The organism is Vibrio sp. THAF64 (assembly GCF_009363455.1).
GTDB lineage: Bacteria > Pseudomonadota > Gammaproteobacteria > Enterobacterales > Vibrionaceae > Vibrio > Vibrio coralliilyticus.
Genome location: NZ_CP045355.1, coordinates 2531498 through 2557777, shown reverse-complemented (window position 1 = coordinate 2557777; position 26280 = coordinate 2531498). Strand labels below are relative to the sequence as shown.

Annotated in this window: 28 protein-coding genes, 1 tRNA gene and 1 riboswitch; of the genes, 22 read left to right on the top strand and 7 right to left on the bottom strand. The window is 45.7% G+C overall.

From position 1 onward, the window contains the following. Window positions 1–2 precede the first annotated feature (2 nt). From fliP to FIU99_RS11735, 3 genes are read right to left on the bottom strand one after another with little or no spacing between them, the layout of a single operon-like run. Window positions 3–761: a flagellar type III secretion system pore protein FliP gene (gene fliP / locus FIU99_RS11745; protein WP_006963034.1), complete on the bottom strand. Its 759-nt coding sequence runs from the start codon at window positions 759–761 to the stop codon at window positions 3–5. A gap of 14 nt (window positions 762–775) precedes the next feature. Continuing rightward, window positions 776–1144, bottom strand: a complete 369-nt coding sequence (gene fliN / locus FIU99_RS11740; RefSeq protein ID WP_006963033.1) for a flagellar motor switch protein FliN — start codon at window positions 1142–1144, stop codon at window positions 776–778. Further along, window positions 1144–1959, bottom strand: coding sequence for a FliM/FliN family flagellar motor switch protein (locus FIU99_RS11735; protein ID WP_006963032.1), 816 nt, complete (start codon window positions 1957–1959; stop codon window positions 1144–1146). The genes fliN and FIU99_RS11735 overlap by 1 nt, the downstream gene beginning before the upstream one ends. Window positions 1960–2461: 502 nt before the next feature. Here FIU99_RS11735 and FIU99_RS11730 point away from each other — a divergent pair. From FIU99_RS11730 to FIU99_RS11680, 11 genes are all read left to right on the top strand, one after another. Further along, window positions 2462–3286, top strand: coding sequence for an OmpA family protein (locus FIU99_RS11730; protein ID WP_039952640.1), 825 nt, complete (start codon window positions 2462–2464; stop codon window positions 3284–3286). Between the two features lie 2 nt (window positions 3287–3288). Further along, window positions 3289–4620 carry a sigma-54-dependent Fis family transcriptional regulator gene (locus FIU99_RS11725; RefSeq protein ID WP_152472282.1) on the top strand — a complete coding sequence of 444 codons (1332 nt, stop codon included), beginning with the start codon at window positions 3289–3291 and terminating at the stop codon, window positions 4618–4620. Between the two features lie 12 nt (window positions 4621–4632). Then, window positions 4633–4989: a flagellar hook-basal body complex protein FliE gene (gene fliE, locus FIU99_RS11720; RefSeq protein WP_006963029.1), complete on the top strand. Its 357-nt coding sequence runs from the start codon at window positions 4633–4635 to the stop codon at window positions 4987–4989. A 3-nt stretch (window positions 4990–4992) separates the two neighbouring features. Further along, window positions 4993–6741 carry a flagellar basal-body MS-ring/collar protein FliF gene (fliF, locus tag FIU99_RS11715; RefSeq protein WP_039952585.1) on the top strand — a complete coding sequence of 583 codons (1749 nt, stop codon included), beginning with the start codon at window positions 4993–4995 and terminating at the stop codon, window positions 6739–6741. Beyond that, complete coding sequence (locus FIU99_RS11710) at window positions 6704–7723, top strand: flagellar motor switch protein FliG (protein WP_019275543.1); 1020 nt, start codon at window positions 6704–6706, stop codon at window positions 7721–7723. Before fliF ends, FIU99_RS11710 begins: the two co-directional genes overlap by 38 nt. A 3-nt stretch (window positions 7724–7726) precedes the next feature. Then, complete coding sequence (gene fliH, locus FIU99_RS11705; RefSeq protein ID WP_006963026.1) at window positions 7727–8476, top strand: flagellar assembly protein FliH; 750 nt, start codon at window positions 7727–7729, stop codon at window positions 8474–8476. Continuing rightward, the gene (locus FIU99_RS11700) at window positions 8469–9815 is read left to right on the top strand and encodes a FliI/YscN family ATPase (RefSeq protein WP_006963025.1); all 1347 of its coding nucleotides are present in this window, start codon (window positions 8469–8471) and stop codon (window positions 9813–9815) included. The genes fliH and FIU99_RS11700 overlap by 8 nt, the downstream gene beginning before the upstream one ends. A gap of 10 nt (window positions 9816–9825) precedes the next feature. After that, window positions 9826–10266 (top strand): hypothetical protein, encoded by a 441-nt coding sequence (locus FIU99_RS11695; protein WP_006963024.1) that lies wholly within the window; start codon window positions 9826–9828, stop codon window positions 10264–10266. A gap of 76 nt (window positions 10267–10342) precedes the next feature. Further along, window positions 10343–11713 (top strand): hypothetical protein, encoded by a 1371-nt coding sequence (locus FIU99_RS11690; RefSeq protein ID WP_039952584.1) that lies wholly within the window; start codon window positions 10343–10345, stop codon window positions 11711–11713. 179 nt (window positions 11714–11892) lie between these two features. Next, window positions 11893–12861 carry a M23 family metallopeptidase gene (locus tag FIU99_RS11685; RefSeq protein ID WP_006963022.1) on the top strand — a complete coding sequence of 323 codons (969 nt, stop codon included), beginning with the start codon at window positions 11893–11895 and terminating at the stop codon, window positions 12859–12861. Further along, on the top strand, window positions 12747–13187 hold the full coding sequence (locus FIU99_RS11680; RefSeq protein ID WP_129542192.1) for a polymer-forming cytoskeletal protein: 441 nt from the start codon (window positions 12747–12749) through the stop codon (window positions 13185–13187). Before FIU99_RS11685 ends, FIU99_RS11680 begins: the two co-directional genes overlap by 115 nt. Before the next feature lie 77 nt (window positions 13188–13264). On the opposite strand, the gene FIU99_RS11675 is transcribed toward FIU99_RS11680, so the two are convergent. Both FIU99_RS11675 and FIU99_RS11670 read right to left on the bottom strand, forming a co-directional pair. Next, a complete protein-coding gene (locus FIU99_RS11675; RefSeq protein ID WP_006963020.1) occupies window positions 13265–13858 on the bottom strand; it encodes an outer membrane beta-barrel protein in 594 nt (197 codons plus the stop codon). A 398-nt stretch (window positions 13859–14256) separates the two neighbouring features. Beyond that, window positions 14257–14332, bottom strand: a tRNA-Asn gene (locus tag FIU99_RS11670). Between the two features lie 550 nt (window positions 14333–14882). Between FIU99_RS11670 and uvrB the strand changes: the two genes are divergently transcribed. From uvrB to luxU, 3 genes are all read left to right on the top strand, one after another. After that, window positions 14883–16913: an excinuclease ABC subunit UvrB gene (uvrB, locus tag FIU99_RS11665; RefSeq protein WP_006963019.1), complete on the top strand. Its 2031-nt coding sequence runs from the start codon at window positions 14883–14885 to the stop codon at window positions 16911–16913. A 263-nt stretch (window positions 16914–17176) separates the two neighbouring features. After that, window positions 17177–18571: a quorum-sensing sigma-54 dependent transcriptional regulator LuxO gene (gene luxO / locus FIU99_RS11660; RefSeq protein WP_019275536.1), complete on the top strand. Its 1395-nt coding sequence runs from the start codon at window positions 17177–17179 to the stop codon at window positions 18569–18571. 3 nt (window positions 18572–18574) lie between these two features. Continuing rightward, on the top strand, window positions 18575–18919 hold the full coding sequence (gene luxU, locus FIU99_RS11655) for a quorum-sensing phosphorelay protein LuxU (protein ID WP_029236080.1): 345 nt from the start codon (window positions 18575–18577) through the stop codon (window positions 18917–18919). Here the strand turns inward: luxU and FIU99_RS11650 are convergent. Next, on the bottom strand, window positions 18905–19792 hold the full coding sequence (locus FIU99_RS11650; RefSeq protein ID WP_006963016.1) for a YvcK family protein: 888 nt from the start codon (window positions 19790–19792) through the stop codon (window positions 18905–18907). The two genes, luxU and FIU99_RS11650, sit on opposite strands and share 15 nt — an antisense overlap. Before the next feature lie 179 nt (window positions 19793–19971). Further along, window positions 19972–20109: riboswitch (molybdenum cofactor riboswitch) on the top strand. Between FIU99_RS11650 and moaA the strand changes: the two genes are divergently transcribed. The 5 genes from moaA (at window position 20098) to moaE (ending at window position 22878) form a co-directional block, all read left to right on the top strand. After that, window positions 20098–21087 carry a GTP 3',8-cyclase MoaA gene (moaA, locus tag FIU99_RS11645; RefSeq protein WP_006963015.1) on the top strand — a complete coding sequence of 330 codons (990 nt, stop codon included), beginning with the start codon at window positions 20098–20100 and terminating at the stop codon, window positions 21085–21087. It overlaps the preceding riboswitch by 12 nt. A gap of 89 nt (window positions 21088–21176) precedes the next feature. Then, window positions 21177–21689 (top strand): molybdenum cofactor biosynthesis protein B, encoded by a 513-nt coding sequence (moaB, locus tag FIU99_RS11640; RefSeq protein WP_006963014.1) that lies wholly within the window; start codon window positions 21177–21179, stop codon window positions 21687–21689. A gap of 12 nt (window positions 21690–21701) precedes the next feature. Beyond that, window positions 21702–22181 (top strand): cyclic pyranopterin monophosphate synthase MoaC, encoded by a 480-nt coding sequence (gene moaC, locus FIU99_RS11635; protein WP_006963013.1) that lies wholly within the window; start codon window positions 21702–21704, stop codon window positions 22179–22181. Then, the gene (moaD, locus tag FIU99_RS11630) at window positions 22178–22423 is read left to right on the top strand and encodes a molybdopterin synthase sulfur carrier subunit (RefSeq protein ID WP_006963012.1); all 246 of its coding nucleotides are present in this window, start codon (window positions 22178–22180) and stop codon (window positions 22421–22423) included. Before moaC ends, moaD begins: the two co-directional genes overlap by 4 nt. Then, the gene (moaE, locus tag FIU99_RS11625) at window positions 22423–22878 is read left to right on the top strand and encodes a molybdopterin synthase catalytic subunit MoaE (RefSeq protein WP_006963011.1); all 456 of its coding nucleotides are present in this window, start codon (window positions 22423–22425) and stop codon (window positions 22876–22878) included. Before moaD ends, moaE begins: the two co-directional genes overlap by 1 nt. A gap of 43 nt (window positions 22879–22921) precedes the next feature. Here moaE and FIU99_RS11620 read toward each other — a convergent pair whose 3' ends face one another. Beyond that, on the bottom strand, window positions 22922–23875 hold the full coding sequence (locus tag FIU99_RS11620; protein WP_006963010.1) for a GGDEF domain-containing protein: 954 nt from the start codon (window positions 23873–23875) through the stop codon (window positions 22922–22924). An 85-nt stretch (window positions 23876–23960) separates the two neighbouring features. Here FIU99_RS11620 and nrtS point away from each other — a divergent pair, with 85 nt between their 5' ends. The 3 genes from nrtS to FIU99_RS11605 all read left to right on the top strand — a co-directional run bounded on the left by nrtS (window position 23961) and on the right by FIU99_RS11605 (window position 26247). Further along, on the top strand, window positions 23961–24170 hold the full coding sequence (gene nrtS, locus FIU99_RS11615) for a nitrate/nitrite transporter NrtS (protein WP_006963009.1): 210 nt from the start codon (window positions 23961–23963) through the stop codon (window positions 24168–24170). A 114-nt stretch (window positions 24171–24284) separates the two neighbouring features. After that, on the top strand, window positions 24285–24701 hold the full coding sequence (locus FIU99_RS11610; RefSeq protein WP_006963008.1) for a CBS domain-containing protein: 417 nt from the start codon (window positions 24285–24287) through the stop codon (window positions 24699–24701). 79 nt (window positions 24702–24780) lie between these two features. Continuing rightward, the gene (locus FIU99_RS11605) at window positions 24781–26247 is read left to right on the top strand and encodes an MATE family efflux transporter (RefSeq protein ID WP_006963007.1); all 1467 of its coding nucleotides are present in this window, start codon (window positions 24781–24783) and stop codon (window positions 26245–26247) included. Window positions 26248–26280 lie beyond the last annotated feature (33 nt).

The window sequence follows — 26280 nt, the reverse complement described above, 5'->3', positions numbered from 1 at the left end:
TGCTACCCAAAACTGGCGGATAATGTGCCGACCGTCATGGCCCAGCCGTCGACCAGAACAAACACCACCAGCTTGAATGGAAGTGAGATAATCAGTGGCGATAGCATCATCATACCCATTGCCATGAGGACACTGGCGACGACAAGGTCAATGATTAGAAACGGAATAAATAGCATGAAGCCAATTTGAAAAGCGGTTTTGAGCTCACTGATGACAAAAGCTGGCAGTACCACGGCAAATGAGATGTCCTCCAGCGCGGTATCGAGTGGCTCATTAGCAATGCGCAGCATTTGTTCCAGAGATGTCTGCTGAGTTTGTGCCAACATGAAATTGCGTACGGGCTTTTCTGCAACGGAAAACGCCTGCATTAAAGTAATTTCACCATTGTCGTATGGCTGGAAAGCATTCTGGTAAATGTCTGTCCAGACAGGGCGCATGATCAGTAGCGACAGCGCGAGTGCAATACCGACTAACACTCGGTTAGGTGGGCTTTGTTGGAGCCCTAACGCCTGACGCAGGATCGCGAGAACCACAATAATGCGGGTAAAGCTGGTGGCCATCAAAATAAATGCAGGAAGAAAACTCAGGGCTGTCATCAATAACAGAATCTGCAGTTTTACACTGTATTCTTGTTGGGTTGCTCCGTCACTGACAGACAAAATGGTTAAGCCTGACTCATTCGCAACAGAAGGGAAAGCGAAGAGCAGGCTAACCAAACCGATTAGGATCCCCCATCCCTGAAAGGAAGGTGACTTAGTCATGTTTCGGTGAACCCTTACTGAACCGCAGAAGTTAGAGCTGAATCGACGATATCAATCAGTCTCAGACCATATTTTTCGTTCACGACAACCACTTCCGCATGGCCCATCAGAGAGCCGTTGACTTTAACGTCCAGAGGTTCGCCATTGAGTTTGTCGAGCTCTATGACACTGCCTTCTCCAGCTTTCATCAGATCGCCCAAGGCGATATCTTTACTGGCAACCTCCAAAGTTACGGTAACAGGAATATTCTTGAAAAAGCTCAGATCACGTTCAGGAGTTGGTACTGCAGCATCGAGAATGTCGGTGTGTGTATCTTCTAATTGAAAGTCATCAAAGTTCAGTTCTTCACCATTAAATGCGGTGGTCTCTGTTGTCTCGCTCATTAAAAAGATTCCTTATCTTGATTAAGAATTAAAACTAGCTGCCCATCATTCTCCGCGACTCGACCAGAAAAAAGATGTTCTTGGCCAATACTGACGGGAGCTGAAGACAATAATTCGATGGGTAATACGTCGTTAGGCTGCAGTGAAATCAATTCACTGAGCGGCATGGTTTTTTTACTAAGTAAGACATTGAGCTTGACGGGAGTCGAAGCAAGAGATTGACAGAAAGGTTCGTACATTGACTCTTTGGGTTGTAGGTCCAGCTGTTCTGTCAATGTGGCAACAAGCAGTTCATCTAGCTTAACGTGAATGGTGCCTTGGTGGTCGTTGAGGTTGACGTCAATGGTTGCGTAAAGACCAGTTCCCTGTGCTGGCTCGAATTCGCAGTCAGACCACATTTCCTCTGGAGCCAGCCAGTTGATTATCAGCCGTCCGATTTTTTCCTGAAGCCGCAAGTCACTATTGTTAAGTGAAGTATGGCTTCTTTCCATTTTAGCGTCGTAAAAGCTGTCAGCTAATTTAATTAGTGTCTGGCTATCGGTATGGATAAATACTCGCCCGCCGCCATCATGTCGGAAAGTACTGATAAAAGATTTATCCATTTCACTTGGTGTAAAAGTATGCAGTGAAACTAGATTTATATTGGCTTCTGCATGATGAGTTTTTAACCAGTTTTGCAGCTCATACGTTAGGCCATTACACGAGGTAGATATTAAATCATCCAATTTATCTCGAATAACGTGAATAGGTTTCCCTAACGATTCTATGCTTAGAGGCTGATAATCTGGAATAGATATCTTGCTGCTACTTTCCATTTATATTTTACCGTGTCTTGACAAAGCGATTTTTAAATTTTCTAACTCAATTGGCGCAAGTCTACATAGAAATTTTTGTTCTAAATAACCCCGATTTATAAAATTTGTGACTTTACTCCATATGTTGATTTTAAGTCGTTATATATATCTTCTCATCAAAAATAAAACAGGTTAGTTTGCGATACATACAAATGATGAATGACGATTTTTTGTCGTTATCAGTCACTTGTTCTGTTTTATCTTTATGGTTTTAAATGATTTTTATTGATTTGTTACATGTTAATTACATCGCGATGATGTCATGAACTAACGGTCAATATATAAACAAGTTCCAATTTCTCGAAATTCCAAGAGATAAATTATTTAATTCGAATAGATGATTCTTCTGTTTATTTAATGGCACTCATATAACATCATGAACACGAAAGCTCCGAAATTATATTTATTAGCTTTACTCTTTCATTGTTCTTCTTCTCTCGCTGACACTGAGGTTGAAGTCCCTATGGATGAAGTAAATTGGCTTTATAAAGGAAGTAGCTTAGCGTGTAATTTGAAGTATGAAGATTCTTCCTATGGGAAGTTTTATTTCCGCTCTGAAGAAGTCAGTAAAATATATTTCCACTCTCAAGTGGAAAAAAACAATAAAAATTGGAACAGCGCTAAGTTATATAGTTCTCCAGCACCATGGAGTGCGGTAAATGAACTCAGACTCATAAGTCAGAATGTCGCTATTAATAATCAGCGTTCTACGTTTCAGCATAATATTGATGACTTATTGAACAATATTGAATCAGGACATTGGATAAAGTTTGCTTTTGGCGGAAGGGACGCTTCCGATAGCATGACTTATATTCTGCCGACGATTCGCATTCAGAAAGCATTAGCCCAATTTCGTCGTTGCCAATCATCGTTACCGGGCATGTCCTATGCTCAAGCCCGAAACCTCACTCTCTCATTTGACCTAGGCCAACGTCATTTAACCGTCCAGCAAACGAATACTCTGGGTGCGCTTTACACTTATCTGCGCGCCGATAAAAACATCAGCAAAGTTTTGATTGATGGCTACACCGACAACGTCGGTTCCAACGTCGCTAACCTAACCATCTCTAAGCAACGAGCAGATTTGGTTGCGAAAGCACTTAAAAAATCTGGCGTAGAGGCCGCAAGAATAGAAGTACGGTCTCATGGTTCTCGATACCCCATCGCTAGTAATTCAACACCAGAAGGGCAGGCTAAGAACCGCCGCGTGACTTTAAGGCTGGTGCGCAATGATGAAGCAGTAGTACCAAAACAAAATATAAAAATGAACGATAGGGAAAAGGCTTAAAGATGGCAGAGACAAATATCTTGTTAGTTGAGCCAAAGGATGAATTTGCTCAGCCAGTTATTAGAGTGTTAGAGGATTCGGGTTACCGTGTGACTCATTCTCGGACTGGGCGAAGTGCACTGCTTGAGGGCGCTGCGCCGATTACTTTGGTGAGTTCAAATTTGCCTGACATGTGCGTCAGAGAGTTCGTCAGTTGTCACCAAAAGACATCAAGCAATGGCGTTGCTATTGCAATCGTTGAACAAGAGCAGGGAATCTTAGCCGCTGAAACAATGAAAGCTGGTGCGACGGATTACCTGCTTCGTCCTTTTGAAAACAGCCAATTAGTAAACCTACTGCGTCGTGTTGAGGTGATTGGCAAACCAATGGCAAACATTGTTGCTGAATCATGGCGGAGCAAACAGGTACTTCAGCTAGCTCACCGTGCAGCTTGCACGAATGCCAGTGTTTTGGTTACCGGAGAATCTGGAACCGGTAAAGAAGTGCTGGCGCGTTATGTCCACGAGCATTCTCCACGATCAAGTGGCCCTTTTATCGCAGTAAATTGTGCCGCCATCCCCGAATCTATGCTTGAGGCGGTCTTGTTTGGCCATGTGAAAGGTGCTTTCACTGGTGCCACTCACTCGCAAAGCGGTAAGTTTGAAGAAGCGAACAACGGAACGATACTGCTGGATGAAATTGGTGAGATGTCGCCAGCGGTTCAGGCCAAACTATTGCGCGTACTTCAGGAGCGTGAAGTTGAGCGAGTGGGTAGTCATAAGCCGATTCAGCTTGATATTCGGGTCATTGCCGCCACGAATAAAGATCTGCGCGAAGAAGTGAAAAATGGCACGTTCCGTGAGGATCTTTATTATCGATTGGATGTTTTACCCTTGCATTGGCCTCCACTGCGAGAGCGCAGCGAAGACATCCTACCGATCAGTCAGTTCTTCATTAATAAATATCAAGATGGCAGTCAGTGTCACCTATCTCAAGATGCCATGATGGCGCTCAGTCAGTATCACTGGCCCGGAAACATTCGAGAGCTGGAAAACGTTATCCAACGAGCATTAGTCATGCGACACGGTGACTACATTACTGCGCATGATCTGATGTTACCAGTTGAGTTAATCAGCCCTGTCCAGACATCGACGCCTTCTCAGAGCATGGGGTATGTTGAGGCTAAGAAACAAGCTGAGTACCAGTATATTCTCGAACAACTTCGCCAGTATGGCGGCAATCGCACCAAGACAGCAAACGCACTTGGCGTCACTACGCGCGCTTTGCGCTATAAGTTAGCGGCAATGCGCGAACAAGGTATTGATCTACAGTCGGCCCTAGGCTCGGCTGCTTAAGGAGGATAAGTTATGGCAAGTCAACCAATAAACAGTGCGATGACCGCAGAACAGCTAATGCTATCCAAGATGGATGCAATGCGCGCTCAGATTCAACCGGAGTTCGTGGTTTCTGCTAATCCACTTGATGTGCAGCAGGTGAATCAGCCTCTCTCATTTTCCACAGCGATGACCAATGTGCTTGATACGGTCAATCAGCATCAATCGGCTGCCAGCCAAAAAATGACCGCGGTAGAAACGGGTCAGAGCGATGATTTAGTCGGAGCAATGATTGCTAGCCAGAAAGCTAGCCTGTCATTCAACGCTTTGATGCAGGTACGCAACAAGGTCGTGACCTCGTTTGAAGATATTATGAAGATGCCGGTGTAACCCATGTCAGACTTAACTACCCAAGTTGCAGGTGGCGGAACATTTAGCGCTGCCACCACACAAACTTCCTCCTCGCGAGGAATGGAAGATTTCACTCATAAATTGAAGCAGCTGTGGTCAAACAGTCAGAGAAATCTGGTTTTGTCTGCTGTTTTGGCCGCGATTGTGGCTGCGATCATTGTGGTGGCTCTTTGGAGCTCAACACAGAGCTACCGACCGCTTTACAGTCAGCAAGAAAGATTTGATACCGGTGAAATTGTCTCTGTCCTTGAATCTGAAGGCATAAATTACCGACTTCAAGAGCAAAATGGCCAAGTACTAGTGCCAGAGGGTGAAGTCGCCAGAATCCGCATGTTGCTGGCGGCAAAGGGAGTGAAAGCCAAACTGCCAACAGGTTTAGATTCACTCAAAGAAGACAGTTCTCTTGGAACCAGTCAGTTTATGGAAACCGCACGCTATCGTCATGGTTTGGAAGGTGAACTGATACGTACCATTATCTCTCTCAATGCGGTTTCTAATGCCCGAGTTCACCTAGCCATACCGCGTCAAACACTGTTTGTTCGACAAAACAGCGAAGCGCCTTCAGCATCGGTCATGCTTGAACTCAAACCTGGTGAAGATCTGAAACCGGAACAGGTCGAAGCGATTATTAATCTGATTGTCGGCAGCGTGACTGGGATGAAGCCAGAACAAGTGTCGGTGATTGATCAGTATGGTCGTTTACTCAGTGCTGATGTCGCCTCAGCGGAAGCGGGTAAGGTCAATGCCAAGTATCTTGAATATCAGAAGAACGTTGAGAAACAAATTATTCAGCGCGCTTCCGACATGCTGACACCGATTGTCGGGCCGAGTAACTTCCGCGTACAGGTAGCGGCAGATCTGGATTTTAGTCAGGTAGAAGAAACTCAGGAAATTCTTGATAACACACCAATTGTTCGTAATGAGCACACCATCTCCAACAACTCAATTGATCAGATTGCGTTAGGTGTTCCGGGAACCTTGAGCAATCAGCCTCCAGTAACTGGTGAAGTGCCAACACAAGACAGTCAGAACACCAATGCTCGCTCTGAAGTAAATCGTCAGTACGCTGTGGGCAGCAGTGTACGCCGCACACATTATCAACAGGGCCAGATTGAAAAGCTCAGCGTTTCTGTCTTGCTCAATGAGGCCGCAGCGCCAAATGGTACAGCTTGGACTGCGGACGAAAAAGCTCAGATTTCTACTATGGTCACTGACGCTGTGGGTATTGCAGCTGACCGTGGTGACAGCCTCAGTTTGATGAGTTTTAGCTTTACACCGCTCGCGATTGAGGCACCACCGACCATTCCTTGGTGGCAGGATCCAACGATTCAGCAGCCGATGCGTTACGTGATAGGCGGCATGCTGGGTATGGCGATGATTTTCTTCGTGCTGCGCCCACTTATCATGCATCTGACGGGTGCAGACATGCGCTCTCAAGAATTGGAGTTCGCCGAACCTCAGGAAGAGCCTATTTTCGACAATCTGCAAACGCGTGAAGAACGTGAACGTGAAGAAGCACTGAATCGCAAGTTATCTGAAAAAGGCATTGCCGCTTCCTCTGGTCTGGACGTGGGGAATGACATGTTACCGCCAGCCGGATCGCCACTAGAGATTCAGTTGAAACACTTGCAGTTAATTGCTAACGAAGAACCTGAACGAGTCGCCGAAGTACTAAAACAATGGGTAAATGTGAATGAACACAGCAGAGTCAAAGCAGAAAGCAACGCTTAGTCACGTAGAGCAAACCGCTCTGGTTCTTCTCGGCATGGGTGAAGACGCCGCTGCCAAAGTGCTGCGTAACTTCACTCGAGATGAAACCCAGCGTGTGACAAAAGCCATGGCGAAATTGAGTGGGATAAAAAGTGATAGTGCCAACGGCGTTATCCAGCACTTCTTTGAAGACTTTCGTCAACACAGTGGCATCCGTGGAGCGTCAAAAGAGTATCTATCGAACACACTGCGTAAAGCGCTGGGTAATGACTTAGCCAAAGGGCTTCTCAACAACCTATATGGTGATGAGATTCGGAATAATATGCAGCGCTTACAGTGGGTCGAAGCTGAGGTTTTAGCTCGATTCATATCTAATGAGCACCCGCAGATGCAGGCGATTTTTCTTGCCTATCTGCCACCGGAAAGCTCGTCAACAGTGCTCAAGCATTTACCTGAAGACTACCATGATGAACTCCTGTATCGGATTGCTCAGCTTCAGGATATTGACCATCAGGTTGCGAGCGATCTGAATGACCTGATTGAACGCTGTATTGAACAAGTATCGGTCAGTCAGAGTGCGCCGCTCTCTGGAGTTAAACAAGTGGCGGACATCATCAACCGATTTGAAGGTGACCGTGGTTCACTGATGGAAATGCTCAAGTTGCACGATGAAGAAGTGGTGAGTGAAATTGAGCAAAACATGTTCGACTTCATGGTTCTAGGTCGACAGAGAGAAGAAACAATGGATCGCTTGGTTCAGCAAGTTCCACTCGAACTTTGGGGTGTGGCTCTGAAAGGTGCAGAGATTCTTCTTCAGCAAACCATTAAGAGTGCAATGCCACAGCGCATGGTCAAAGCTCTGGAAGACGACATGGAAATTCGCGGTGCGGTACCACTAAGTCGAGTGGAGCGCGCGAGACAAGAAATCATGCAGATCGTACGTGAGCTGGATGAGGCGGGTGAAATCGAACTCGTGCTTTATGATGAACCTACAGTGGAGTAAAGCATGTCACTAGTGAAATCCAATTTACTGCAAGTTCCAGCATCAGGTTATCGCATTCATCGCTTTCCACCACTGGCGCAGCCCATGGCAAGTGATGATGAATTTGCCATCGATGATTCCTGGCAGGAATCCCAGATAGACCTGCAACAAAAGCTTGAAGAAGGGTTCCAGACAGGCCTCGAACAGGGACATGAAGAAGGCCTCCGTCAAGGGTTGAGCCAGGGGAAACAGCAAGGCTTACTGGAAGGCCAGAAAGAAGGTTTCCAGAAAGGCTTCGTATCGGGTGAACAGTCCGGTAAGCAGACATTTCTTGAAGCGACTAAGCCAGTAAATGAGCTTTATCAAACCTTGTCACGTTGGCAGGCTGAGCGTGAGCAACAGCAGCGACACATTATTTGCGAACTGGTACAAAAGGTCGCACAACAGGTGATTCGAGCAGAGCTGACTTTGATGCCACAACAAATCCTAGCGCTCGTTGATGAAACACTCGAAGCGATGCCCGGAAAAACAGAGAAAGTAACCGTTCACCTTAACCCTCAGGATCTTGACCGCATCACTCAAATCAATGCGGAATTACCTAAAGAATGGAAGCTGGTCGCCAATCCAGAACTGCCGACAGGCGGGTGTCATTTGGTGACCGATGATGCTGAGGCGGACGCCAGCTGTGACTCGCGCTTACAAGCTTGCATGGACAACGTCAAAGAGCACTTGCTCGAAGAAGTGACACCGGTGGTTGAAGCTGACAATGAGTAATACGCTCGCATTTGATCTTCTGTCTGAACGAACCAGTGAAGCCATTGCTTCGCTGGATTCCATTCCCGTGGCTAGAGTCACAGGGCGACTGGTAAAAGTCACAGGGCTGATGCTGCAAGCGGTAGGGTGTCGCTTTAAGCTTGAGCAGCGTTGCCTAGTTGAGACGGCGGAAGGTGACATGATTGAAGCACAAGTTGTGGGCTTTGATCATACCATCGCTTATCTGATGCCAATTCGTCGTCTTGGCGGATTATTTGCGGGAGCGAAAGTGATTCCATTGGATGGAGACAGCACAGTTCAGCTCAGCGAAAACTGGATGGGACGCGTGGTGAATGGGCTAGGTGAAGCCCTTGATGATGGGCCTGTCTTGCAAGGAGGTGATCGCGTTTCACTTGAGCCTAAACCAATCAACCCTCTAAAGCGTAGACCCGTTGATTCACCGCTCAATGTTGGGGTACGAGCGATCAATGGCCTGCTTACGGTAGGTAAAGGTCAGCGTATTGGGTTAATGGCGGGCAGTGGCGTAGGGAAAAGTGTTTTGATGGGAATGATTACCCAAAACACGGAAGCGGATGTCATTGTTGTAGGCCTGATTGGTGAACGTGGTCGTGAAGTCCGTGAATTCATTGAGTCTAACTTGACTCCAGAAGCGCGTGACAAAGCGATTATCATTGCTGCGCCAGCAGACGAATCGCCGCTGATGCGTCTTAGAGCCATGTTGTTATGCCATCGAGTTGCAGAGTATTTTCGCGATAAGGGTAAAGATGTCTTGCTAATGGTGGACTCTCTGACTCGTTATGCGATGGCGCAGCGAGAAATTGCCCTCTCTCTGGGTGAACCACCCGCCACCCGAGGCTATCCACCATCGGTATTTAATGCCTTGCCGCAGTTACTTGAACGTGCCGGAAACAGTGAAAACCCCAATGGTAGCCTGACTGCCATCTATACCATTCTTGCCGCAGGTGATGATCAGCAAGATCCAGTGGTTGATTCTGCGCGTGCCATTCTTGATGGTCATGTCGTTTTATCTCGTAAACTGGCAGAACAAGGACATTATCCGGCGATTGATGTTAATGCTTCGGTGAGCCGCTGTATGACGGCTTGCTCACAACCTGCCCACCTGACCTTGGCCAATGAATTTCGCAAGACTTATTCGAATTACCTTCAAGTTAAAGACCTACTACCACTGGGAGGTTACCAACCAGGACAAGATCCAGAACTGGATCGTTCGGTGGCTTTGTATCCACAGCTGACGGCATACCTTCAGCAAGCGGCAGACTGCTCTGTGGATTTTCCTCAAAGCCTGACAGAACTGGCGCAGCTCTTTCAATCAAATTAGGAATTAACGTATGGAAGCGAAATTGCGTGCTGTGGAGAAGTTTCAGAAAATTCAGCAAAAGCATCGAGATAGAATGTCTGCGCAGTTGGAATCGCTTCGCCAACAGCACACAGTAGCTCAGCAGCGTTTACAACAACTGATGGAATTGAAGCGCCAGACGCAACCACGATCGAGTCATGTTATGGCTTTACATCGAGAGGCATTGCTCAATCGTAGCCGTGTGGATCAGATGCTTCATAAGCTGATTGTCCATCAGGAACATGAGCAGGAGGTGATGCAAGCGCAATGCACGTCGTTGCAAAAACAGCTTGAAAATAAGCACCTCAGAGTCAAAGGTCTGGAAAATACTCTCGAACGTTGGAAGGAAGAGCACAATTCTGACATTCGACACAAGGAAGAGCTCGCGTTAGAAGAGATTATCAATAGCCGATTCGCGCAAAAAGCTCAATAATTCGTCACCCGCAAGGCTTTGCGTCACCTTAAACTGCATCAAGCCTGATTTACCTAAGGAGGAGAGAAAGGTTGGTATGCTTAAGTTAAGAGATGCAAATGTCCTTATCATCAAAGAATTTCCGAATAAAAACATTAGCATATCTAGTCTTATGCTCTCTTTGGGAATCAAGCAACATAAGATTATTCATCTGAATTCTCCACATGAAGCGCTTAATCGGACGTTCCATGGCCGGTTTGATATTCTGATTTGTGATCAGAGCTTTCGCAAAAATACAGTTAAGTCACAGGATCTGATTCTTGAGTTGAGAAAGTCGAAGACTATAGATGAGCGCTCGACAATCATTATGGATTGCGCGGATAGCAGTATACGTGACAGCTCATATTACTTTGGTGATGTCCACCTCAAGCCGGAAGATAATCAGCGGGATATCAGTGTTCTTATCCGCAAGGTGTTTGAGAAGAAGAATAAGGTTTGGCCTCTGCTTCAGCGCAACGATATTGAGTGTGCTGACGAGATGGAAAAACGCTATCAATTCTTTGAGCAGCACTACTTTGAATATCAATATGATTTCAAACTCAATCGTGCTCACCACCACTTGGTAAAACGTGAGCTTAAACAAGCCACGGAGTTATATGGTGCTTTGATAAAAGAGGCGGGTAAGCGAGATTATTCTCTAGAGATCAGCCTGTTTCTCAATGCACTGGTATTAAATGCCCAGTCAGACGACGCGCTGGAGCTTTACAACAAGTTCAATTCTGCCAAGTTTCAGCTCGGTCAGCCATTTGACGAGATAGGGACGTTGCTGATGCTGCAAAATGGCAGCATACAGGATGCTTATCGCCTGTTGACTCGTTCGGGCTCACGTTGGGGGCTTAGTTTGGCTCATCAGACATCGCTGGCTTTGATGAGCATTGCAGCCAGTCGATATGATGATGCTCTGGTTCACTTCTCCTCTGGTCTTAACACCGCCAAACTGATCAATCGAGACGTTGCCCAGCACACCCTGAATTATCTGTTCGCATTGCTAATGCTTTGGATGCGAAGTGAAGAGGGGAGTGGCTTGTATGAGAAGAAATTTGATCAGGTTGTTAAAGAAATGTCTCGTCACAAGCTCACGGAAAGTGAGAGTCAGCATCTGGCATTAATTCAGCTTCATGCTGAATTCCTCACGGGGGCACGACAAAGTGCGGAGTCTGTGCTGGATAGCTTTACCCGTAAGCTCGACAAAGTGAGCTGTGTGGCGAAAATCCATGCGCTATTTCTTTCTACAGGTTTGTCTAACAAGGACAACCTTACCCTCATTTTTGACAACCTTCTTCATCACGACAGTGTATTTATGTTTGAACCACTTCCTCCTGTCTGTGCTGCGTTGGTTAAGCGCATTGATTTTAAGCAGTTTGCAAGTGACATGAAGCGTTTTAATCGCGAGAAAGTTGCTGAGTAGTTGTGACTCTGTATTCAGGGCCAAAATAGCCTAAGCGACCTGTTTTGAACCGCAATTAAATCCAATTTTTATCTCTGGGATAAGGTTTCCGAATTGGAAACCTGACTCTTCTCGCGTCATTTTGCCCTGATAGAATTCCTCTCACTTTAATGATTGTAAGAGTGTGTCATTGAGAAAGTATGGAATCTAATCACTTAACCGTTATGGTCACTGGCATTGAGGGAACGCGCTTTTTTAATCTATCGTTCCGGGCTATTACAGGGATTAAGTACTCGCTGTTATTTATTGCTGTGATGTTCTTTACCTTGCTCGGACTTTTGTCGATTCTAGCGGGCGATGCTTCTGATTCCGAACGGGAAAAAAGTGAACTGTTGAGTAAAGCCTATTCTCTCGAAAAAGAGTTAATACGCTCACACGAATTTCAGAGTGACTTAGAAAGCCACCTGACGAGAAAGAAGCAAGATCTCGCTTACGTGACGGACAAACTGCGTGATATTGAGTCTGCGCTGGAGCTTTCCAACGAGTCTTTAGACTTAAGAGATAGAGTTGATAGCGCGGCGCTCAGTACTGCGGTTCGTCATCAGATGATGCAACTGATACCCAATGGACGGCCAGTTAAAGCAGGTTATCTTTCTTCCCATTACGGTCGCAGGGTGCACCCAGTCACTAAAATGAAAGCCATGCATCATGGTATTGACTACGCCGTTAATGCCGGAACTCCAATTTACGCCCCGGCTGATGGCATTATTGAAGTGGCGAGAAAAAGTAATAAAGGCTCAGGCAATTTCTTAAAACTGGCGCACTCATTCGGTTTTACTTCTTCTTACTCTCACCTGAGTGCATTCAAGGTGAAGCGTGGAGATTACGTTAAGAAAGGTGATTTGATTGGTCTGTCGGGTAACTCTGGGTTATCGACTGGGTATCACCTGCATTATGAGGTTCGTTTGGTGGGGCGCTCTCTGGATCCATTGCCTTTCACCAAATGGGAAATGAATAACTTTGACTCGATTTTCGAATCGAATAAGGACGTAAAATGGGATTACTTGGTAAACAGAATCGAGAATCAAATAGCCACTGCTCTCAAACTGTCATCGCGGAAGGAGGCTATATTGAAGGACAACTCAAGCTTACTTGTAACATCCAGATAGATGGTCAAATAAAGGGCAGCATTGAAACCGATCGTAGTGTCACCATTAGTGCAACCGGATCTGTTGACGGTTCGATTCGTGCTGAACGCCTGATTATCAATGGCCGCTTCCTTGGCAAGGTTTACACCAAAAGCTTAGAGATTCTTGAACACGGCTACCTTGAGGGGGAAGTGTCTGCTACAGAATTTACCATTCAGAAAGGCGGCGTCTTTCTAGGCAACTCAAAGAATGTCTCCACAGAGGAAGTAGTTAATCTAGACGCTGCGAAAAAGACATCTAAGCCAAAGGCAAAAACAGAACAAGGTAAAGTCGAGCAGTGCGCTTAACGAGCATAACAGATTCGCGCGCCAATGATATCTCCCGATGGATCGGGAGATATTTGGACAGTTTATTTGGGCTGAATTTAAAAGTGATATTGGATATTCGTCATCAAGAAAACTTCGTCACCTAGTTTTGATGTTGTTTTAGTGTTCCCTTCTTCATTAGTTAGTTCTGTAGTGTGGTACAGGTAACTGACTTCTGTACCAACACTCCATTGCTCAAATTGGTACTTTAGTCCTGTTTGTGCTCCCAGCACTACTCCATCCAGTTCGTGTGTATCGTAGCTCGCATTGAACATTTCGTAGCCCAGCTTGCCACCTAAGGTCCAGGAAAGTTTCTCCGTGATTGGCACAAGATAGTCGTACCTTGTATAGAGAGTGCCGACTTCAAGGTCGCTATCTGAGTTGTTTTCTTCACTCGTACCACGATAGTCATAACCTAGACTTAGTTGGTGAGCATTATTGAAGATAACACCACCACGCAAACCAAACACCGCGGAGGATGACATATCTTGGTCTTGATTGACGCCATTGGTTTCCACTTCGATTGTACCGCTAATGCGGGCACCTGCATCAAGGCCAATGAAATACTCATAGTTCTCTGAAGCATTGGCATTGAATGCTGTTGTCGCCATCAAGACACCGAAAGTAACCAGTTTTAAGGATTTGTTTTGCATAGTGTGTTTCCTACATTTAACGCTAGCGATTGGCTAACTCTTTTGTTGTTTTCGCTTTCACATCACGATGAAAGTGGCGGTTAAGGTAGAGATACAAACGACAAAAGCGAAAGGAAATGCACGGAATAGTACGGAATAAAGCTAAATTGTTTTTTATTTATAATTGTTGAGAAATTACTTAATGACGAACCCCGTTGTTTATTGGGCTTTTAAACGGTAAGAGAGTGCAAAAATGAAGGGAGCTGTTTGAGCGAATTATGTGATTACCTTGCGTTTAAGATTTGAGGCTAGGTATGCAGGGAAGGCCTAGTAAATCAAAGGAGAGGAAGCACCGCTGTATAGAGTTAAGGGCTGCTGAAACGAAAAAAGACGTCCGAAGACGTCTTTTTTCTTGAATTTGGCTCCCCCTGCGGGACTCGAACCTGCGACATACGGATTAACAGTCCGCCGTTCTACCAACTGAACTAAGGGGGAATTGCGTTTAAGCGCTGCGAATATTATCGGTGAGACGAAACGCTGTCAACCTCAAAATCGCCTGAATGGTCTAAATTTTTTGTTAAAAAGTGCTTTACTTTTTTGTAGCCCTTGATGTGCCTAAGCTAGATTTACTTATCCACCAAAATTGTGGATAACTATGTTGATGAATCTTGAGCAATGAATAAACTGAGCAATAATAGGTGTTTAGCTCTAAAAATAATCAAAAAAGATCATTAGCTAACTTGTTGTATATTAAAGCATCAGGTGAAGGTTAGATCTGTTCTTATGATTTTTAGGATTTTTTGATCAATGTGGACAAGTTGAGATTTTAACTAGAAATGTGAATAAGCTGTGTGAGAATTTTGGGAGATTATTAAGATGGTTCCCGAGTAGGGCGAGAGATAATAGCAGGATTGAATATTGGGATCTAGCGCTAACAGGACAAAATTTCTAAAACAGAGAGTTATTTTTTCTCTAGCTATTGTTTCTGTATATTTATACAGTCAAAATAGACCGAATTTATTCTTCGTGTGCGGGTGAGGTGCAAATGAGCAAAGTTTTTGATTTGGTTTCGGATTACCAACCGTCAGGTGACCAGCCAACAGCGATTAACCAGTTATTGGAGGGGTTGGATTCAGGTCTCGCTCATCAAACTTTACTGGGGGTTACTGGCTCAGGTAAAACTTTTACCCTTGCCAATGTGATAGCACAGGCTCAGCGCCCTGCGATTCTACTCGCACCGAATAAAACTCTGGCTGCACAGCTTTATGGTGAGATGAAATCATTTTTCCCTAATAACGCTGTCGAGTACTTCGTCTCTTACTACGACTATTACCAGCCTGAAGCCTACGTACCGACGACCGATACATTTATAGAGAAAGATGCCTCTGTAAACGCCCACATTGAACAAATGCGCCTGTCCGCGACCAAAGCCTTACTTGAACGCAAAGATGCCATTATTGTGGCTTCTGTTTCCGCAATTTACGGTCTGGGTGATCCTCAGTCTTATCTGCAAATGATGTTGCACGTACGCCGCGGGGATGTAATGGATCAGCGAGATATTTTGCGCCGTCTGGCTGAATTGCAATACAGCCGCAACGATGTGGCATTTGAGCGAGGACAGTTCCGTGTTCGTGGTGAAGTGATCGATGTTTTCCCTGCGGAATCCGATCAAGATGCAGTACGTATTGAAATGTTTGATGATGAAATCGACTGTATCAGTATCTTCGACCCACTGACGGGTGTGGTCAAGCAGCGCGATTTACCTCGTTTTACCATCTATCCGAAAACGCACTATGTTACGCCAAGAGATAAGATCTTGGATGCGATTGAAAATATTAAGGTTGAACTGGAAAGTCGCAAAAAGCATTTGTTGGATAACAACAAGTTACTTGAAGAGCAACGTATTTCTCAGCGGACTCAATTTGATATTGAAATGATGACAGAGCTTGGCTTCTGCTCTGGTATCGAAAACTACTCTCGCTACCTCAGTGGTCGTAGTGAAGGCGAGCCGCCACCGACCCTATTTGATTACTTGCCCCATGATGGTTTGTTAGTGATCGACGAATCTCACGTAACCGTGCCGCAAATTGGCGCTATGTTCAAAGGTGACCGTTCACGTAAAGAAACGCTGGTGGAATTTGGCTTCCGTTTGCCTTCTGCTTTGGATAACCGGCCGCTCAAATTCGAAGAGTTTGAATCTCTCGCACCACAAACCATTTTTGTATCCGCAACGCCAGGTAACTACGAGCTAGAGAAATCAGATGGAGAGGTGGCTGATCAGGTCGTTCGTCCAACAGGTCTGCTTGACCCTGAATTGGAAGTTCGTCCAGTGGCGACTCAGGTGGATGATCTGCTGTCCGAAATCCGTATTCGATCTGCTAAGGACGAACGTGTGTTGGTCACCACGCTAACAAAACGTATGGCAGAAGATTTAACTGAGTACCTGACGGAACATGACGTACGTGTTCGTTATCTCCACTCTGATATCGACACGGTCGAACGTGTGGAAATTATTCGAGATCTGAGACTGGGTGAATTTGACGTTTTGGTCGGGATCAACTTGCTGCGAGAAGGTTTGGATATGCCGGAAGTGTCGTTGGTCGCTATTCTGGACGCTGACAAAGAAGGTTTCCTACGTTCCGAGCGTTCGCTGATTCAGACTATTGGTCGTGCGGCACGTAATATTAGCGGTAAAGCTATTCTTTATGCCGATAGTGTAACGAAATCTATGCACAAGGCGATGGGAGAAACCAACCGTCGTAGAGAGAAACAACAAGCCTATAATGATAAGATGGGCATCGAGCCGCAGGCACTGAAACGTAATATTAAAGATATTATGGAACTTGGCGATATTGCTAAGAGCAAAAAACAACGAACTAATAAGCAGGTTCCGTTGTCCAAGGTCGCAGAGCCGTCCCAGTCTTACAATGTGATGACACCGCAACAGCTTGAAAAAGAGATTAGCAAGTTGGAAGCACAGATGTATCAGCATGCTCAAGATCTGGAGTTTGAAGCGGCGGCTGAGAAACGAGATCAAATTGAAAAATTGCGTCAGCAGTTCATTGTGAATAGCTGATTTCGTGTTATGGCCTCCGACTGACAGATAAAAAAATAGCCAGTAGAAATAAATTCTATTGGCTGTAATTTGTGAATACTAAGTTCACTAACAACGTCAGTTGGCTAGGTGACCCATAAGGGTCAATGTTATAACAGCATTTAACGTGCCAATTTTTTTACGCCAATTTTAGGGCGTTTCTCGTTTTTTAAGCATTAAATTTGCAAAATGCAAAGCGCAATGCAATCATTTATACAAATTGCGAAGAAAAATTCGGCTAGGTTATGCAACACAATACGCAAACACAAAAGTCCAAATATCTTTTGATGGTTGAAGATACTGCGTCGGTCGCGGCGTTGTACCGTTCTTATCTCACCCCTTTGGGTATCGATATCAACATCGTTGGTACCGGGCGTGATGCCATTGAAAGCCTCAACTTTCGCACTCCTGATTTAATCCTATTGGACCTTCGTCTTCCCGACATGACAGGTATGGATGTTTTGCATGCAGTGAAACAGAAAATGCCTGATGTTCCAGTGATATTCATGACTGCCCACGGCTCGATTGATACCGCTGTAGAAGCGATGCGCCATGGTGCTCAGGATTTCCTTATCAAGCCGTGTGAAGCGGACCGACTCCGTGTCACGGTTAACAACGCTATTCGCAAAGCGACCAAGTTGAAAAATGAAGCTGATAATCCGGGTAACCAGAATTATCAAGGCTTTATCGGTAGTAGCCACACTATGCAGGCTGTGTATCGTACCATCGACTCCGCCGCATCCAGTAAAGCCAGTATTTTCATCACTGGTGAAAGTGGTACGGGTAAAGAGGTGTGTGCAGAGGCCATTCATGCGGCAAGTAAGCGTGGTGACAAGCCCTTCATCGCGATCAACTGTGCGGCTATTCCAAAAGATCTGATTGAAAGTGAATTGTTTGGTCATGTGAAAGGCGCGTTTACCGGCGCTGCCACTGATCGACAAGGCGCGGCTGAGTTGGCTGATGGAGGCACGCTGTTCCTTGACGAACTGTGTGAGATGGATCTGGATCTGCAAACTAAGCTACTACGTTTTATTCAGACGGGTACCTTCCAGAAAGTCGGCTCTTCGAAAATGAAAAGCGTCGACGTGCGTTTCGTCTGTGCAACCAACCGAGACCCTTGGAAAGAGGTGCAGGAAGGTCGCTTCCGTGAAGACTTATATTATCGTTTATACGTAATTCCTTTGCACCTACCTCCTTTGAGGGAGCGTGGCGATGATGTCATAGAAATTGCTTATTCTCTGCTAGGCTTTATGTCTAAAGAGGAAGGAAAAGACTTTGTCCGGCTGGCACCAGAAGTTGTGAGCCGCTTCGCTCAATACGAGTGGCCGGGTAATGTTCGTCAATTGCAAAACGTACTGAGAAACGTCGTGGTTCTTAACAACGGTGAAAACATCTCCATGGATATGTTGCCGCCTCCATTGAATCAGCCAGTCGAAAATCAGATCAGGGTAGACTTGCAGGACAAAGACAGTTTTTCTGTGCATGACATTTTCCCTCTGTGGTTAACAGAGAAGAAAGCCATTGAGCAAGCGATTCAGGCCTGTGAAGGGAATATTCCTAAAGCCGCGGGCTATTTAGATGTCAGTCCATCAACGCTTTATCGCAAGCTGCAAAACTGGAACACGAAGGAAACACAGTAATCGATCATGGAAGTGTTAAATCAAACTAAAATAGACCGACTGGCAAGTGAAATTGGTGCTGATAATGTACCGATTTTGCTTGATATCTTTCTTGGGGAACTAGCGCAGTACATCGAAAAGCTCAGTACCGACGAAGGACTGGATAAAGATGCTTATCTCAAAGAAATTAGTCATGCTCTGAAAAGCAGTGCTGCAAGTTTTGGGGCTGAATCTCTATGTGCGTATGCGGTGGAAGTGGACGCGAAAGCTAAATCAGGTCAGACGCTCGATATCTCAGCGACACAGCAACAGATGGTTGCGCTGCTGAGTGAAACCCAACAGCGCTATAAAGCGTTACTCGCACAATAACGACTCAACGGCAGACTGCAATTTGCTTCTGTCGTGGCGCCAGTCTCGATTTGGTGAAGCGAGAGGTGTTGTTATGCAATTCCAATCGCTTAATTCAGGGTGAGGTTCTTCACCCAAAACCACATCAATTTTTCTACCGCGGCAGGCACGCTCGCACCATTCCAGTTTTTCTTTCAGAGTCATCTTACCCGCAGGGCCGTATTCAGGAGATAGGTTTTCAACGAAGACAAGCTGAGCCTTTTGGTTGTTTTCGATTGCTCGGCCAATTTCAGATAACAGCAATGGTGGCATAATACTGGTTAGAAAACTGCCCGGACCAAGAATGATCGCATCCGCTTGTTCTATCGCAAGTACACCCTCACTGGTTGCAGGAACTTCAGGCTCCAAGTCGAGACGAACCAGTTTTTCAGGCATTTCATCGACACTGGTTTCTCCTGTTACCCACTGACCGTTAGGAGCAAGCGCTTTAAGGTCAGCAGGGTGTTCTGTCATTGGGATGATATTCACATCGACTTTAAGCATGTTGCGGATAAGGTTGATGGCATCCAAAGGTCGAACTGACAGGTTATCGAGGCCAGTCAGCATTAAGTTACCTAAGTTGTGACCATCCAATTCGCCAGACCCTTTGAAGCGATATTCAAACATCATCGAACTGATTGAGGGTTCGGTAATTAACTGGTTGATGCAGTTGCGGGTGTCACCCCAAGCGATACCGCCCTGACAATTACGTATCCTACCAGTTGAGCCGCCATTATCTGTAGTGGCAACAATGCCTGTCGCATTCTCACCAAAGTCTTTCAAAGCCGCCAGCATGCGTCCAAGGCCGTGACCACCACCAACGGCGACCACTTTTTTCGTGCAGTACAGAGTCATTAATTTTGTTCTTATTTGATCATATTCATCTACAATCTAGAATAATCGAACCGCTAAAAGTACTCAATACGGGGTATTTTGGGCGTTGGGTGTGATTTTTTTATCTTGAGGGTAGAAACACGCACAATTATTAAGTATTTTATCGTCAGCTACTGTTGTTAAGCATTGGTCTTAATAGGCAGTTGCCATAACTCCGAGCTCATCAGGCTAAGTTCATAGTGAATAAGCGTGCTGAGCCAGTGACAAATTGTCACAAGGGCATAATTGGAAATGATTATCGCCTCCCGTGTTTGGAAAGGTGTTCCGTGGCGCAACAATTCGAAGATAGATTTCAACGCAAGTTTTATTACTTGCGTCTCTCCGTTACAGATGTCTGTAACTTTAAATGCACATATTGTCTGCCTGATGGTTATAAACCTTCGGGACAGAAAAACTCGTCTTTTTTAACGCTTCCTGAGATAAAACGTGTGGTCAGAGCATTTGCTGACTGTGGTACGTCGAAAGTTCGTATCACAGGAGGTGAACCGAGCTTGCGTAAAGACTTCACTGATATCATTCATACTGTGGCCGAAACTGAAGGTATCAATAAGGTGGCTACGACCACCAATGGTTACCGAATGGAGAAGCAGGTTGCTGACTGGAAGCAGGCTGGACTGACACATATTAACGTTAGCGTTGATAGCCTCGATCCTCGCATGTTTTATCAGATCACTGGTGAAAACAAATTTACCGAAGTGATGGCTGGTATCGACCGAGCCTTTGAAGTCGGCTATGAGCAGGTCAAGGTGAACGTGGTATTGATGAAAGACCTCAATTCTCATGAGTTGCCAGCGTTTCTAAACTGGATCAAAGGCCGCCCAATTCAGCTGCGTTTTATTGAACTGATGCAAACTGGTGAGATGGATCAGCTCTTCCACAATCATCATGTTTCAGGTGTAGCGATTCGTAATCAGCTGATTGCCAATGGTTGGCTACTTAAAGCGCGTGCAAACAACGATGGGCCTGCTCAGGTGTTTATTCATCCTGACTATCAAGGCGAAATCGGTCTGATTATGCCTTATGAGAAAGACTTTTGTGAGAGCTGTAACCGCTTACGTGTATCGGCCAAAGGCAAATTGCACCTGTGTCTGTTTGGTGAACATGGTGTTGAGCTGCGTGATTTATTACAGCAAGACTCGCAAGAAAATGCGTTAATTCAGCGTATTCAGGAGCAGTTACAGACTAAATCAGTGAGCCACTTCCTCCACGATGGTAATGCGGGCATGACGCCGCATCTGGCGTCGATTGGCGGCTAAACGCTGATACTCAATTCTCAAATCATATTATGTTGGGCTAAGCCTCAGCTTGGCGCAATCTGAACAAATCGAAATAGGTAGGTGAACAAATGGGTCACGCAGAAAGTAAATTTCAACCAGCAAACATTGCCGTGTTAACCGTCTCTGACACACGTACAGAAGAAAATGATACTTCTGGCGCGTATCTGGTTGAGAACGCAAAAGAAGCGGGTCACAACGTTGTGGACAAGCAGATCGTGATTGACGATATGTACAAAATCCGTGCAATTGTTTCTCAGTGGATTGCGGATGAAAGCGTGCAAGCTGTGATGATTACCGGTGGTACGGGCTTTACCTCTCGCGATAGCACACCTGAAGCACTTAAGCCTTTGTTTGACAAAGAAGTAGAAGGTTTTGGTGAGCTGTTCCGTCAGGTGTCATACGAAGAAATTGGTACGTCGACCATTCAATCACGCGCGATTGCGGGCTTTGCGAACCATACTGTCATCTTTGCAATGCCGGGTTCGACAGGTGCTTGTCGTACTGGTTGGACAAAAATCATTAAGCAGCAGTTGGATGCCAGCCATCGCCCTTGTAACTTCATGCCACACCTTTCTGTATAAGCAGGTAGCACTATGAGTCAGTTCACTCACATTAATGCCTCCGGTGAAGCCAATATGGTCGACGTATCGGCAAAAAATGACACTGTGCGTGAAGCGCGAGCTGAAGCTTTTGTTCATATGGCACCGGAAACCTTGCAGTTGATTGTTTCGGGTCAACATCATAAAGGGGACGTGTTTGCGACCGCTCGTATTGCAGGTATTCAGGCAGCGAAGAAAACTTGGGATCTGATCCCGCTTTGCCATCCGCTTCTTCTTTCAAAAGTTGAAGTTCAGTTGGAAGCGATTGAATCTGAAAACATGGTTCGTATTGAGTCTGTGTGCAAACTTGCAGGTAAGACCGGGGTTGAGATGGAAGCCCTAACTGCGGCGTCAGTGGCTGCGTTAACCATCTACGACATGTGTAAAGCGGTGCAGAAAGACATGGTGATTGGTCAGGTTCGTCTGCTGGAGAAAACCGGCGGCAAGTCAGGTCATTTTAAGGTGGATGCATGATTAAAGTACTGTTCTTTGCTCAGACCCGTGAATTGGTTGATACCGATGAACTTGAACTAGAAGCTCGTTTTGAGACCGTTGAAGCACTACGCGCAGACCTTGCTACCCGTGAAGGTAAATGGGACTTAGCGCTGGAACCTGGTAAATTACTGGCAGCGGTTAACCAGTCCATTGTGGCTTTTGAGCATCCTTTGAACGATGGCGATGAAGTGGCTTTCTTCCCTCCTGTGACAGGAGGTTAATGATGGAACGTGTGTCTGTTCAGTTCGAAGATTTCTCTGTTGGCGCTGAGTACGAAGCTCTCGCACAGGGCACAGCCTCTGGCGCCGTCGTTACATTTGTTGGCAAAGTACGAGACATGAACCTTGGCGACAATGTTACAGGGCTCTCTCTGGAGCATTATCCGGGGATGACAGAAAAAGCACTTGGCGAGATTTGTCAGCAGGCTGAGCAGCGATGGCCTTTGCTTGATGTTCGTGTCATTCATCGTGTCGGTGATTTGGATATTGGCGATCAAATCGTATTTGTTGGTGTATCTAGTGCGCACCGCGGTGCGGCGTTTGAAGCTTGTGAATTCATCATGGATTATCTAAAGACCAAAGCACCATTCTGGAAAAAAGAACGCACTACGGAAGAGACTCGCTGGGTTGAATCCCGAGAGTCGGATGCGAAAGCTGCTGAACGTTGGAAATCATAAAGAAACAGGCCCTTCTTGATGACGGGCCTGTTTTGTATTTGATTTACATTTTGTGGATGGTGCCTCGTTGGTGTTTTTTGGCAAAGAACAAGGCTTTGTCTGCAATTCCCACAAACTTTTCTGCGGTCATATCTGCGGGGATTGGATCGCAATGACGAATCCCAACGGTAATTGTCAGGTATTGCGAAACGTGTGATGTCCTATGCTCTAGCGCGAGTTGCGCGATCGCATCAAGTAGGTCTTGTGCGTGCTGAATACACATATGTTCCGATATGCCGGGAACAAACACCAGAAACTCATCGCCGCCATAACGAAAGCATAGATCGTTGTTGTGCGCCCACTGTTTGATTGCACTACCGACCGCTTTTAATGCTTCATCTCCTTTGATGTGCCCATAGTGATCATTGAACTCTTTAAAGCAATCGATATCGATCATAAACACGGCTGCTCCCATGCCCTTTAATCTTGCCAGCTCAATAGAATCCGGTAATAAAGCATCCATGGCATAGCGGTTATAAACTTGGGTCAAGTGCTCAATTAAGGTCAGCCGCTCGAGCTCATTTTGCTGCTCTGCCAGTTTATTGAGAGCGCGTTGATATTCAGAGATGTTGCGTACGGTCCAAAGCACATACTCCGTATTGGGTAAAGGGATTACCAGAGCGCTAAAGTATTGGATCTCTGCTGGTCCCTGGATGCCTTCAAAGCAAGTGAGGTCTTTGGGATCAAGTGAGTAGCTGAGCTCAGCGGGTTTTTGATTATCGATAACATCGACAATCACTTGACTGAACCACACTGCTTTGTCTGCAGGTAGCACCTGATATTGATTGAGACCGATCAGTGATGCTGGGTTGTGATGGCGTTTGGTGTCTGTGCCACCCCAAGCCTCAACATAGATACCGGATTTATTGATCAGAAAGGTAGGCTCAGGCAGTGATTCAAAAACAGCATGCATCAGGTCTGGGTTTCTAGCGACTGCCGCTGAAAATGTCGAATTCACGAGCCTCATCCTTAACTGCTTTCTATCTTCTAACTATAGTTTATTCAGAGAACACAGTACTTATACAAATATAAGGCTCAATAAGATGAATGTGCAAATGACGAAAAGAGCGCTGATCATTGCAGCGGTGGTGGGCACCTTACTCAATCTGATTAATCAGTATGATGCAATTCTGGGAGAAGGTTCTGTGAATTGGGCCAAAGCGTCTTTGACCTACTGTGTGCCATTTTGCGTCTCACTGTTTAGTAGCTGGTTGGCGGCACGTGACGCTCAGGCTAACTGTCCTGGCGAGTAGTTTTGTGATAGGTAACGCCTATTGGAAAAATTGTTGTTTTCAATTTAGTAAAATCAAGAAATTAGACAACAATTACAATATGGCAAGCGTGACTTGCTCGTTAAGGAGACACAAATGGAATCATTGAAAGTAAGAGATTACATGACATTGCAAGCCGTGACGTTTAAACCTGAAATGTCACTAAGTGCTGCGCTGGAAAAAGTGATGAAGTCGAGTTATCTCGGTGGACCGGTTATTAACGAAAAAGAAGAAGTGATTGGTTTTCTTTCAGGGCATGACTTGCTAGATAAACTGGTTAAGGTCAGTTACTACTGTCAGGATACTCACATTGTGTCGGACTGCATGCATCCTGATGTTATTTCGGTTGGTCCAGATACCTCGATTATTGAGCTGGCAGATATGATGCAAGTGGGTAAACCGAAAGTGTATCCGGTGATTGATAACGGTAAACTAGTCGGCATTATTACGCGTCGAGATGTGCTCAGAGCTGTAGCGAAGAATCTGGACGATTGCTTTAAGCATCCGGTATAGTGATGTGTTACAAACTGTAAAAGAGGCGCAAATATGCGCCTCTTGTTGTTATTGATACCAGCAAAGTCCGGGGAGAAGCATGCAGAATCAGAGCGCTAAATTTGTTGAAGGTTCAACCATGCGCCATATCTTGGTGATGTCCGGCGCAGGTTCTGTTGGTTTAATGGCCCTGTTTGTTGTCGACTTACTGGATATGCTGTTTATCAGTATGTTGGGCCAAGTTGAACTGGCTGCTGCTGTCGGCTTTGCTGGCACACTGGTGTTCTTCTCTACTTCAATTTCTATTGGTACATCCATCGCAATGGGAGCATTAGTCTCTAAGGCGATAGGGGCTAAGCAGCGCGAGCATGCCAGACAACTGAGTAGCAGTATTATTGCCACCGCTTTTGTCATCAGCAGCGTGGTCAGTGCGGTCATGTTTTTCTATATTCCTGAACTGCTGCACGCGATAGGTGCTAAAGGGTACGTGGCTGAACGTGCCGAAGCTTATCTGAGAATCCTTATACCGAGTGGCCCTGTGATTGCCATTGCCATGTCCGCGGGCGCAGGCTTAAGAGCGGCAGGCGATGCGAAACGCTCAATGTGGGCTACACTGGCAGGTGGTATTGCTAACGCTATCCTCGATCCGATTTTCATCTTCGGTTTTGGCTGGAATGTGGAAGGTGCCGCGATTGCTACCGTTTTTGCCCGATTTACCGTGCTGTTTTTCTCTATCTATCCTCTGATTCGTGTTCATAACTTGGTTGCTCGCTTGTCGCTGCCAGTATGGAGTAACAATCTCAAAGCCATTCTGACTATTGCGATTCCAGCCATTATCACTAATATCGCGACCCCGATTGGCAATGCAATCGTAACAACGTCAATCGCGCAATATGGCGAAGATTTTGTTGCAGGTTATGCGGTTATCGGACGATTGATTCCTGTATGTTTTGCGGTGATATTTGCTCTGTCTGGGGCCGTTGGGCCAATCATCGGCCAAAACTTCGGAGCAGAGCGATTTGATCGTGTACGTGACACGTTAAACAACTCACTAATCGTGACCACCACCTACACGATTCTGGTTTGCTTCATTCTCTACTTCGCACAATCGTTGGTGATTTCTGGGTTCAGCTTGAAAGGTGATGCCGCCGTTATTGTCTCCGCCTTTTGCACCTATGTGGCCGTGAGCTTCATTTTTAATGGGGCGCAATTTGTCGCCAACACCTCTTTCAATAATCTTGGTAAACCGCTTTATTCGACAGCATTAAACTTAGGTAAAGCGACGTTAGGGACGTTGCCGTTTGTTTATTTAGGTTCGAGTTGGTTTGGGGCACTGGGCGTGCTGTATGGTCAAGCGCTTGGCTCGATTGTATTTGGCATCCTGGCGACCTTTGTTTTACGCATGCACTTGGCTGATTTAATGAAAGGTGAAACCACTGAGCTGGTGGAGGAAGATCCCTCGATTACCAGTATCAACTCTCAGCCGTTTTGTACTCATGATGCTGTTTTGATTGATGAAGTGGCCAGTCAGAAAGAAATTTTGCCTCAGGAAGCAAAAAATAGTTGACCTTGGAGTTGACTCCAAGGTTTATGATTAAGG